General features: G+C 38.9%; 14 protein-coding genes, 1 tRNA gene and 1 pseudogene. All 16 read left to right on the forward strand.

Annotation, left to right across the window (positions count from 1 at the left end):
- Window positions 1-134 precede the first annotated feature (134 nt).
- Window positions 135-207: transfer RNA gene (locus tag LQZ76_RS09385), tRNA-Phe, on the forward strand.
- Between the two features lie 92 nt (window positions 208-299).
- Window positions 300-1178, forward strand: coding sequence for a terminase small subunit (locus LQZ76_RS09390; protein WP_230099455.1), 879 nt, complete (start codon window positions 300-302; stop codon window positions 1176-1178).
- Window positions 1178-2161 (forward strand): PBSX family phage terminase large subunit, encoded by a 984-nt coding sequence (locus LQZ76_RS09395; RefSeq protein WP_230099456.1) that lies wholly within the window; start codon window positions 1178-1180, stop codon window positions 2159-2161. The genes LQZ76_RS09390 and LQZ76_RS09395 overlap by 1 nt, the downstream gene beginning before the upstream one ends.
- A gap of 27 nt (window positions 2162-2188) precedes the next feature.
- On the forward strand, window positions 2189-2461 hold the full coding sequence (locus tag LQZ76_RS09400) for a terminase large subunit (RefSeq protein WP_230099457.1): 273 nt from the start codon (window positions 2189-2191) through the stop codon (window positions 2459-2461).
- A 1-nt stretch (window position 2462) separates the two neighbouring features.
- Window positions 2463-4028 (forward strand): phage portal protein, encoded by a 1566-nt coding sequence (locus LQZ76_RS09405; protein ID WP_230099458.1) that lies wholly within the window; start codon window positions 2463-2465, stop codon window positions 4026-4028.
- Between the two features lie 37 nt (window positions 4029-4065).
- Entirely contained in the window at window positions 4066-4914 is an 849-nt protein-coding gene (locus tag LQZ76_RS09410; protein ID WP_230099459.1) for a minor capsid protein, read from the forward strand.
- Window positions 4915-5077: 163 nt separating this feature from the next.
- Complete coding sequence (locus tag LQZ76_RS09415) at window positions 5078-5596, forward strand: DUF4355 domain-containing protein (RefSeq protein ID WP_230099460.1); 519 nt, start codon at window positions 5078-5080, stop codon at window positions 5594-5596.
- Window positions 5597-5610: 14 nt separating this feature from the next.
- Window positions 5611-6397, forward strand: a pseudogene (locus LQZ76_RS09420) (hypothetical protein).
- Window positions 6398-6455: 58 nt separating this feature from the next.
- Complete coding sequence (locus tag LQZ76_RS09425; protein WP_230099461.1) at window positions 6456-6797, forward strand: phage head-tail connector protein; 342 nt, start codon at window positions 6456-6458, stop codon at window positions 6795-6797.
- Window positions 6797-7084 carry a hypothetical protein gene (locus LQZ76_RS09430; protein ID WP_230099462.1) on the forward strand — a complete coding sequence of 96 codons (288 nt, stop codon included), beginning with the start codon at window positions 6797-6799 and terminating at the stop codon, window positions 7082-7084. The genes LQZ76_RS09425 and LQZ76_RS09430 overlap by 1 nt, the downstream gene beginning before the upstream one ends.
- A gap of 1 nt (window position 7085) precedes the next feature.
- On the forward strand, window positions 7086-7442 hold the full coding sequence (locus LQZ76_RS09435; RefSeq protein WP_230099463.1) for an HK97-gp10 family putative phage morphogenesis protein: 357 nt from the start codon (window positions 7086-7088) through the stop codon (window positions 7440-7442).
- Window positions 7443-7808 carry a hypothetical protein gene (locus LQZ76_RS09440; RefSeq protein WP_230099464.1) on the forward strand — a complete coding sequence of 122 codons (366 nt, stop codon included), beginning with the start codon at window positions 7443-7445 and terminating at the stop codon, window positions 7806-7808. It abuts the gene before it with no gap.
- A 12-nt stretch (window positions 7809-7820) separates the two neighbouring features.
- Window positions 7821-8417 carry a phage major tail protein, TP901-1 family gene (locus LQZ76_RS09445; RefSeq protein ID WP_230099465.1) on the forward strand — a complete coding sequence of 199 codons (597 nt, stop codon included), beginning with the start codon at window positions 7821-7823 and terminating at the stop codon, window positions 8415-8417.
- Window positions 8418-8461: 44 nt separating this feature from the next.
- Window positions 8462-8911 carry a tail assembly chaperone gene (locus LQZ76_RS09450; protein WP_230099466.1) on the forward strand — a complete coding sequence of 150 codons (450 nt, stop codon included), beginning with the start codon at window positions 8462-8464 and terminating at the stop codon, window positions 8909-8911.
- Between the two features lie 44 nt (window positions 8912-8955).
- Entirely contained in the window at window positions 8956-9240 is a 285-nt protein-coding gene (locus LQZ76_RS09455; RefSeq protein WP_230099467.1) for a hypothetical protein, read from the forward strand.
- An 88-nt stretch (window positions 9241-9328) separates the two neighbouring features.
- Window positions 9329-10902 (forward strand): tape measure protein (locus tag LQZ76_RS09460; protein WP_230099468.1); only part of this gene is annotated, 1574 nt, incomplete at its 3' end.

The following is a 10902-nucleotide window of genomic DNA, read 5'->3' on the forward strand; positions in this document are numbered from 1 at the left end:
TAACAAACGAATTAAAGAAAAATTGGATGGCATGAGTCCGGTTGAATTCCAGAATCATGCCATCCAATTAATCGCTTAAAACATCACTCCAATTTATGGGGGTCAGTTCAGGTGCCTTTTTTTGTTCCAATCATGGAGGTGTAGCTCACGAGGTAGAGCGTCTGTTTGAAGCACAGAAGGTAGTAGGTTTGACTCCTGCCATTTCCATTGCCTGATAGGCATAACATAAAACAATGCTACTGATTAGTCCCCCCTAATCAGGTAGTGTACATAGAAAAGAATGGAGGTGGTGTGATGACATGACTCGAGAAGAGATTAAAGAGTTAGCAGAGTTTGATTTCATTAAGGGGATGAGCATAGAAGACATTGCCTCTAAGTATGGGTTAAGTAAGAACACTATCAAAACTTGGCGAACTAGAAATGGATGGGTTCAAAAACGAAAGGACTCAAAGGACTCAAGAGAGGGTTCAAAGGGTTCAAAAAAGGACTCAAAGGGTTCAAATGAATTAGAGAAGAAAACCCCACCACCTGAAGAAGACAAACCGCCAGACAACAATAACGGATTAACCGCTAAACAACAGGCTTTTGCAAGAGAATACATGAAGTCATACAATGCAACTCAGGCATACATGAATGCGTATAATGTGACTTATGAATCGGCGCAAAGATTGGGTTCGAGAATGTTGAGAAATGTTGAGGTTATGGCTGAAATTGAACGGCTCAAAGAAGAGAAAGCTCGCAAGCTTGATTTGTCTTATGAGTCATTACTTCTTGACCTAGCTCGTGAAGCTAATGCGGATATTGGTGAGTACGTAAACTTTGCCAGTCACGATGAAACGGTTGTTGACGGTAAAGGTAAGCCAGTCCTTGATGTAAATGGTGCTGAAATTATAGCGCATAAGTCTCAAGTGTGGCTTAAAGATAAGGCTGATGTCGATACGTCACTGATCAAGAAAGTGTCAGTTGGTAAAGATGGAGTGCAGCTTGAACTTCATGACCGTAGTAAAGCCCGTGATGAATTGTTGAAACGTTTAGCTCCTGATGAGAAGTTAAAGGCTTTGCAGATTGAAAAAGCAAAGACAGAGCTTGAATTGGCGAAGAAGAAACTTGAATTGTTGAACGGTGGTAAAGATGACGATGTAACTATTAATATTCAACCATTTGGGGGTGATGAGTAATGCCTGTGATTAATTGGAATTTACCTAAAATGGTCAGTAAAGCTTACGCTCCGTTGTTTACTAGTAATAAGCGTTATATCGTTTATAAAGGGAGTCGTGGGAGTGGTAAGAGTGAAGCAGCTGCACGTAAAGCTATCTTGGACATAGTTACTAAGCCGTATGTTAATTGGCTAATACTTAGACGGTATGCAAATACCAATCGACAATCTACATTTACATTGCTACAAAAGGTCGCTACTCAATTAGGAGTTAGTGGCCTTTTTCAATTCAATAGTTCATTGCCAGAAATAACTTATAAGCCGACAGGACAAAAGATATTGTTCCGTGGTGCTGACAAGCCGTTATCTATCACATCTATATCGGTGGAGACAGGTAACTTATGCAGGCTATGGGTCGAGGAATCATATCAGTTGGAATCAGAAGAAGCATTTGATGTTGTCGATGAGTCTATGCGTGGGGTTATTGATGATCCTAATGGCTTTTATCAAACCATACTCACTTTTAACCCATGGAACGAAAGACATTGGCTCAAACGTAGATTCTTTGATGAAGATACACGAGAGCCTAACTCATTGGCATTTACTACAACGTATCGAGATAATCCGTTTTTGGACGATGCTTATGTTAACCGATTGCTAGAGATGAAGATACGTAATCCACGGCGGGCCAGGGTTGCGGTTGATGGTGAATGGGGTGTGGCTGAAGGTCTGATATATGAAAATACTATTGTTGAGAAGTTTGATGTTAGAGAAGTTGTTAACAATGCTCGTATTGTACGTGGAATAGATTGGGGATATGGACCAGATCCAACAGCTTTTATTGAATATGCCATCAATACCAGAACAAAAGATGTGTATATATACAAAGAAATGTATAAGAAACACATGTTAACTGATGAAATATTTAAGTGGCTTTATGTTCATGGACACCAACAAGGTGATATTAGAGCAGATTATGCCAATGGTGGTGATCGCATGATATAAGAATTGAAGAACAAAGGAATATCAGGCATGAAACGTGCACACAAGTACGAAATTATGTTTGGTGTTACTTATTTACAAGACTTCAAAATACATGTACTACCATCACTCGAGCACACCATAGAAGAACTTAACTCTTATGTTTATGATACTGACAAAGAAGGTGGTTGGGTTGGTAAAGCTGTTGATAAAAACAATCACTTGATGGACGCCATGAGATATGCAGTAGAGCCATTAATCATGACTAGAAAGAGTACAAATGACCGTATGCAAGCATTCAAGGATTTAGGATTAGGACGGTAATATGAACAACGTAAATTTTTTAAATAAAACAAGGTTCAGTCCAGACGATAATGCGGTCTTTCAGATGGCAGCAAAGGACTTTAAACTGTATGATGATTTATCAACACAATCTTTTGTAGATAAATTAATCAATTATATTTCAGTATTTCAAACAGACCAGTTACCACGACTTAAAGAGTTAAAACGTTATTACTTAGCAAAGAACAATATTAAGTATCGTGAGACTGGTCGAGATGTTAATCGGGCTGATAATAAAATAGCAAGTGACTGGGCCAAGTACATTACTGTATTTATGCAAGGGTACATTTTAGGTAATCCAATTGCATATACAGGAGATGATGGCTTAGTTGAAAAGATTGAACAATTCAATCAAGAAAACAGTACCGATTATCACGATGGATTGATTGAGACGGACCTAAGTATTTATGGACGTGCCTATGAGTTACTTTATTCGGATGAGCAATCGCAAGAACGGATTGTTAAGTTAGATCCAGAAGGAACGTTTGTAGTTTACGATGATACGATTGCCCGTAATTCATTATTTGGCGTTCGCGTTTATCAGATTAAATACAGTCCAACTAGTATTAGTAGCTTTGTTGAAGTGTATACAGCGGATGAAATTTACTATTTCAGTTCAGAAGCTAGTGATTTCACGGGAATTAAGTTTGATAGAGTTGAAACATCACCATTCCAAGGTGTACCAATCAATGAGTATAAGAACAACGAAGAACGTTTAGGTGATTTTGAGTCTGTGCTAGATATAATTGACGCTTATGACTTATCCCAATCAGAATTAGCTAACTTTCAACAAGATATGAATGACGCGTACCTAGTCATCACAGGTAACCCAATGACTGGGACTAGCGAACCAGAATATCAAACTGATGAAAATGGCGAAATTGTACTTAACGAGTATGGTAATCCAATAGCGGTTAATAATTCAGAGACAGATGTTATCCAAAAAATGCTGAAAGCACGATTGATAATTTTGGATAATAACAATGAACCAGATGGACCAAACCCAAGCGCACAGTATTTGACTACGACATATGACTCAACGGGGGCTGAAGCATATAAGCAACGTTTAGTTCATGACATCTTACGTTTTACATTCACCCCAGATACTAATGATCAGAACTTTGCGGGAACACAATCTGGTGAAGCGATGAAGTACAAGCTGATGGGTAATGATAACTTACGCAAGACTAAGGAACGTTTGCTAACTCGTGGGATTATGCGGCGGTTACGGCTTGTTGGTAACGTTTGGAGCATTAAGAATACGTTATATGGTGTGATTAATGACGTCCAACTCAAGTTCACACCTAACATTCCACAGAATGATGAAGAACGGGTCACACAGCTTAAAGCATTGTATGGTGTTATTAGTGACGAAACTTTGTTCGAATTGTTAGAAACGTTTACTGGTGTAGATGCTGATGAAGAAATGAAGCGGCTTGATGAACAAAAGCAAAAAGGCATTGATGACTTTACTGCTCAAACGAACTACAAACAGTTAAAGCCTGATGATGGTGGTCAAGATGGACAACTACTGGACCAAGCGGATTAATGACATCATGGATTTGCTAGACACGAGAGATGAGAGTTTGAATACTGCAATACTCAAGGAGTATAAAGCAGCGTCAGACGACATCTCAAAGCGAATAGCAGACTTCTATGATAAGTATGCCGAAGATGGGACACTGAACTATGAGGATGCACGTAAACAGATACGTTCAACTGATTTGAGTGATTATGTTAAGCGTGCCAATGATTATCGTGAAGCAAGTGACAAGAACCCTGAAATGTTACGGCGCTTGAATGCACAATACACAACAGCTAGATTAAATCGATTAGAGTTATTGAAGCTTGAAATTGATTTTAGGCTTATCCAAGCAAGTGACAAACAAGATAAGTCATTTACAGATTATCTATCAAAAGAGAGTTCATACATTTATGATCAGTTAGTGAATGGTAAGACAATTGATACGTTGAACGACAAAGAGATTGAAACTATCATCCAAAATGAGTGGAGTGGAGCTAATTACTCCCAACGTTTATGGCGTGATAATGATTTGCTTGCTAACAAGTTAAAAAATGAGTTGGTTCGTGCCGCAATAAATGGGAGCAATCCTAAAGTAACAGCCAAAAAGTTACGTGATTCATTTGGTGGTACAAAGCCAAACACAGAACGTTTGGTTCGAACAGAATCGACGTATGTGGCTAATGCAACAATCGCCAAAGGATACAATGATATGGGTGTTGAAAGCTATACATTTAGTGCTCACATTGACAGTCGTACATCTAGTATTTGTCGTCATTTGAATGGTGAAACATTTCCACTCAAAGACTTTAAGCCAGGTGTTAATGCACCAGCTATGCATCCAAATTGTCGGAGTCGTATAGTTCCAAGCGATGATGACTTAAGCAAGTTTGATAAGTATTTAGATGATTAACCTAGGCAGCCTTAAAGCTGTCTTTTTTTGTACCTGAAATTTGACCTGTCACACGTCTTTAAACTGGGCAAAGCGTGTATGGATTACTAAATAGTCGTGTGTGGGGAAACGTGCATGGGACGTTATGTTTAGTAGTATGTATGGACTTAAAAGGAGATTAAGAATGGCTGACGATTTAACACCAACACCAGAAGAAGAACCAAAAGTTGATGAACCAGAAACTTTGACATTAACTCAAAGCGAGTTAGATTCACTGATTGACAAACGTACCTCTAAGGCACTAGAGACTGCTAAAGGTAAATGGCAAGAAAAATGGGAAGCGGAAACACAAGCTAAGGTTTCTAAGGCAGAAGAATTAGCTAAAATGAGTGCTGCCGAACGTAAAGTGGCTGAAGATAAGGCTAAGTTAGATGCACTAAACAAGCGTGAACAAGAGCTAAATATGCGTGAATATCGGTATGAAGCTAAGGCGCAACTTGAAGAACAAGGATTACCCGAAAAGTTTGTTGATATGGTTTTATCTGATGATGCAGAAACAACCAAGAACAATATTACTAACCTCAAAGCAGAATTTGATAAGTCGATTGAAGCGGCAGTCAATGAACGCTTGAAAGGTTCAACACCAAGCGCAGGCGGTAAGACTGATACTAAATCAGATATGAGTTCCGCCTTAGGATTATAAAAGGAGAATTAAGAATGGCAATTAACTATGTAACTAAAGATGGAGGCTTGTTTGATCAAAAGATTAACCAAGGTCTTTTAACAGGAGTACTAGGAGTTCCGGATGTAACTTTGGTGAATGGTAGTAAGTCATTTACACTTACGACTATTGAAACAACAGGATTACAACCACATACACGAAACGAACCAAGATTTAGCAGTTGGTAACATTTCAAAAGTGTTCATTGAAGATAATGTGCAACCTGAAATTGATGCATACCGATTTGCAACTATGGTTAAAGGGGCTGGTACAACTGTTACTGAAACGTTGACAGTTGATAATGTTTATACGCAATTGAAAGCTGCATTGTTGCCAGTTCGTAAATATGGTTCACAAAACATTGTCGGTTTCGTTTCTAGTGAAGTAATGGACGCTTTGGAACGTTCAAAGGAATTCACTCGCTCAATCACTAACCAAAATGTTGGAATGACAGCCCTTGAGTCACGAATCACATCGCTTGATGGTGTGCAATTGATTGAAGTATGGGACGCAGACCGTTTCAAGACAGATTATGACTTCACAAATGGATTTAAGCCTAAGGCAAATGCTAACGATATTAACTTCGTATTCGTGGCCAAACAAGCAGTTATTCCAATCGTTAAGGAAAATGCAATCTTCTTGTTTGAACCTGGTCAACATACTCAAGGTGACGGTTATCTTTACCAAAACCGCCTTTATCATGATTTCTTTATCAAGGATAAGCAAAAAGGTGGGATCTCTGCATCTATTAAGGCACCAGCTGCACCTAGTGACGGCAAGTAAATAAAAAATACAGTGATTAATCGCTCGAATGGGGTGAGAAGCCCATTAAGGAGGTAGCATGACAATTGATGACCTAACTAAGGTTAAAGTGTTGCTCTCAATTAAAGATAGTAACCAAGATGATTTACTTAATTTGCTGCTTGAAGATAATGAAGCACGATTGCTTAGTTACATTAATCAAGACGGCAATACGTCTGTTAGATTTCCAACGGACTTAGCGTGGTTGTTGCGTGAGATAACAGTGCGTCGCTTTAATCGTATTGGAGATGAAGGCAAGAAGTCATCAAGTGAAAGTGATGTTTCAGCTACATGGTCCGATGATGATGTTCAAGACTTTGCCATGTATCTAAATAAGTATCGACAACGTAAGGGTGGCCGTGGAATTGCGAGGTTCATTTAATGAGATATAACGATCGAATTAAGATAGTAACCACGCAATCAGTTGATGGTGAACTTGGACCAGTCACTAAAAAGATAGTTTCTGATTGGATTGAATGTCGTATCACTGGTGTGTCTCAAGCTATGAACATTGGTGTATTTGGTAAATACAACTCTAATGCACTTGCTGTTCACTTTAAAGGTGGATTAGGAACTATTTCAGGTGTTATTTACCAAGGGATTGAACGAAAGCCGGAAGTAGTAATTAAAGCCCGTAAGAACACGATAGTGGTAATTCAGGGGGTGTAGCATGGCTAAAGTAAACATTAAGTTTGAGGGTGCAGATCAGTTGATTCGTAAGTTCAATAACCAACCAGCAGCAATTCAGCGTGAAGCAAGTGGAATCATTATGAATTCCGCTTTACAAGTTGAAAAACGTGCATCAGATAATGCTCCTGTTGATACAGGATATTTGCGTCAACATATTGCGGTTAATAAAACTGGCGACATGAGCGTAGATGTTGTGGCTTCAGCAGATTATGCAATCTATCAAGAATATGGGACACGTAAGATGGCAGCACATCCATTTATGCGTCCGGCTATGGACCAAGAAGGGCCGTTGTTCATGAAGAAGTTACAAAATTTATTGAATGGGGGTCTTAGGTAAATGCACTCACCAACTGGTAATTTATTAATTGATTTGTATAAGGCACTCAAAGATGGAAATGTGCCAGTTTACACGTTACTACCTGGTGCCGAAGTGCCAGAACCGTTATTAGTAATCGGCTCTCATTCAGAAGATGACAGTCCATCTGGTAAGGCTGGGTATGAGGTATCAACAACCGAAGTACAAATTGATATGTACTATCCGATTGATGACAGAATGGCGCTTGAAGACCAGATTTATCAAACAAAAAATATAATTAAAAATTCAACTGACAAGATAACGAGAGTTACAGCTAGAACGATTGTAGATAGTTCAATCGGGAGAGATGTTTTTCACGTTATTTTTTTAGTTACAGCATACATTTAAGGAGAAATAAAAATGGCATACGTAGATAACGGTGTAACAGCAACTAAAGGTAATCCATTACTTGGTAAGAAAGTTTGGTATTTTATCCAATCTACACAAGCACCGGTAGGATCTAAAGCTTTATTACCAGCATTACAAACAGATGGTTCAACAAGCATTGAAGGGGATTCGATTGATGAACAAACTAAGTTTGGTCGCATTGTTATGCCTTCAACTAATGAAGACTCTATCAAGCTTAAAACATACGTTGTTCCCGGTGATTTAGCAATTGATGTTATTAAAGATGCAAAACATAACGGTAATCAAGTCAAAGTATGGCGTGTGATTGTTGACAAACGATTTGCAACTCAAGAAAAGGATGATTCTGACCCCGCAAAGACACACCAAGTATTCCCAGCAATGTTTGGATATGGGGTTGTAGATAGTTTGGATTTAGATGATGGTGACGATTTAGTATCTGCTGATTACACGCTTAACATCTTGGATAAATTGAAAGAAGGTACATTCCCACTGACAGACGACCAGTTAGCAGTCTTGGAAGAAATGTATGAATTTGAACGTCCAGGTCAATCTAGCGGTAACTTTGGTACAGATGACGGAGCTAAGTAAATACAAGGGCTTATAGGCCCTTTACATAAAAGGAGAATAAAAACATGCAAGTAACAATTAAAGGAACTATTTACGAATTAAAATTTAACTTCAAGGCATTATTTAAAGCTAACAAAGATTTCAGTACTATCGATGAAAATGGCAACAACATGGGTGACGGTGCAACTAATTTATTTACACGTCTTGCTTTAGGTGACTCATTGGCCATTATTGATGTAATAAAAGTAGCTACTAGTGTAAGCAAAGTTACTGATGAAGATATGTTTAATGCAGTTGATCAATTAACTGAAGAAGGAGAAAAGCTTGATGATGTTCTTCAAGAGCTAATGGATGAATTGAAGCATAGTGGTTTTTTCGTCAAGTCAATCCAAACTCAAAAGAAGGGGTTGGAAGAAGCGTTAGAAATGCTCAAGAAGAAGGCCGAAACAGAGGAAACAACGCAACAAATTATGGCAGTTCAACGGATTGTGACATTAATCAACGACAATCTTTAATTGAGTCATGCGCTCGATTTGGAATTTTTGATTTTGAATGGGCTATGTCGCTCTATAAATGGGAACTTGATGCAGTTATTAAAGGTATTCAACTGGGGCATATTGATGAACGTGAACGATTAGCAGTGCTTGCTGCCAGTGTTGGTTATTTCAGTAATGCAGAACGTCCTAAGTTTAAGAATATCTTTGATAGAAGCAAGGAAGAGCAAGCTCTCGAACAGGCTTACAATCCTGAAAAAGTAAAAGCTACCAACAAACAACGACTTGAGTTATACAACAAAGTTCGTTCCGCATTTGGTGGAGAAAGGAGTGAAGATGGCGAGTTATAATGGTGGTTCGGTAACGGCTCACATTGGAGCAGACATATCTGATTATAAAACTGCTATGAAAGGTGTAGCAGCTATAACTACATCTACTATGTCAGCAGTTGCTACATCATCTACCAAAGCTGGTGTAGCTATTGATGGTGCTTTTCAAGATAAAAATGGGCGTTGGCGGGCTGCCAACGGTAGATTTCTTACAACTCAAGAAAAACTTAAAACTTTGGGACAAGAAGCTGAAAGTTCAGGGAAAAATGCAGATAATGCTGGACAACGTTTTGGTGGTATGACATCTAGTGTGATGAAAATTGCAGCTGGTGTTGGTGCAGTTACTTTAGTATCAAAAGGAATAGGTGTGCTTAAAGATAGTGTTGGTAGTGCGGTGGCTCGATTTGATACGTTGAACGCCTATCCTAAAGTTATGAAACAAATGGGATATTCAACGCAAGATACAAATAAATCAGTTGGTATTTTGAAAAAAGGTGTTGATGGACTTCCAACGTCCTTGCAAGATCTAACACAGAGTGCTCAAAGTTTTGCTATTCTTGAAAAGAGTGCAACTAAAGGGGCTCAAACGGCAACCGCATTGAATGATGCATTCTTAGCATCAGGTGCGAGCGCTGGAGATGCAAGCCGTGGGGTAGAACAATACAGCCAGATGTTAGCCAGTGGCTCAGTTGATTTACAGAGTTGGAAAACGTTACAAGAAACTATGCCGTATGCATTGACTACGGTTGCTAAATCATTTGGATTGACTGGTAAATCAGCAGAACGGGATTTATATGCTAAGTTAAAGTCTGGTGATATAACCATGGACCAATTAAACAAACGTTTCGTTGAGTTAGATGGTGGTATGAACGGATTTGCTAATACCGCTCGTACAGCAACAGGTGGTATTGGTACGTCATTTACTAACATGAAGAACGCCGTGACAAACGGACTAGCTAATACGATTACGGCAGTTGATAACGGACTAAAAAGTGCAGGTATAACCAACGGTATAGCAGGTATATTTAATCAAGCTAAGCAGATTATTGTAACTTCGTTCGCTGCTATTAATGGGGTGATTCAAGGTGCTATGCCAGTAATGGTTAGGATTTTTAATACTATTGCACCAACTGTTAGCAGTGCATTTAATACAGTCACTACTATAATTAGTGGAACTATTAATTTTGTTAAAGCAAACAGTGGGTGGTTAGAACCGTTAGTAGTTGGTATAGCTACGTTTGCGGGTGCGATTGTAACAATCAATACGCTAGGTAGAGCATTTACAGTGCTTAAAGTAGCCTCAGCAGTTGGTGGTGATATTAAATTGCTCGGATTTGCTTTGAATAATATGGCCAGTTCAAGTAAGTTGGCTCAAGCAGGTTTAATGTTATACAACGGTGTTACTAAGGTGGCTATGGGAGCACAAGCAGCATTCAATGCGGTTATGGCAATTAATCCATTTGTATTGATCATTGCTGCGGTCGTTACTTTAGTTGCGGGTATAACATGGTGGATTACTCAAACAAAGTCTGGTCAGGCAGTATGGCAAGCATTTACAACCTGGCTTAGTGCTGTATGGTCAGGCATGGTTGGATTTTTTCAAGGCATTTGGTCCAGCATATCCGCCGGAGTGAGTGCAACTGTTACATTCTTTCAGACAACTTGGCAAGGATTTATTACTTT

It is taken from the genome of Periweissella ghanensis (genome assembly GCF_918814755.1).
GTDB classification, from domain to species: Bacteria; Bacillota; Bacilli; order Lactobacillales; family Lactobacillaceae; genus Periweissella; species Periweissella ghanensis.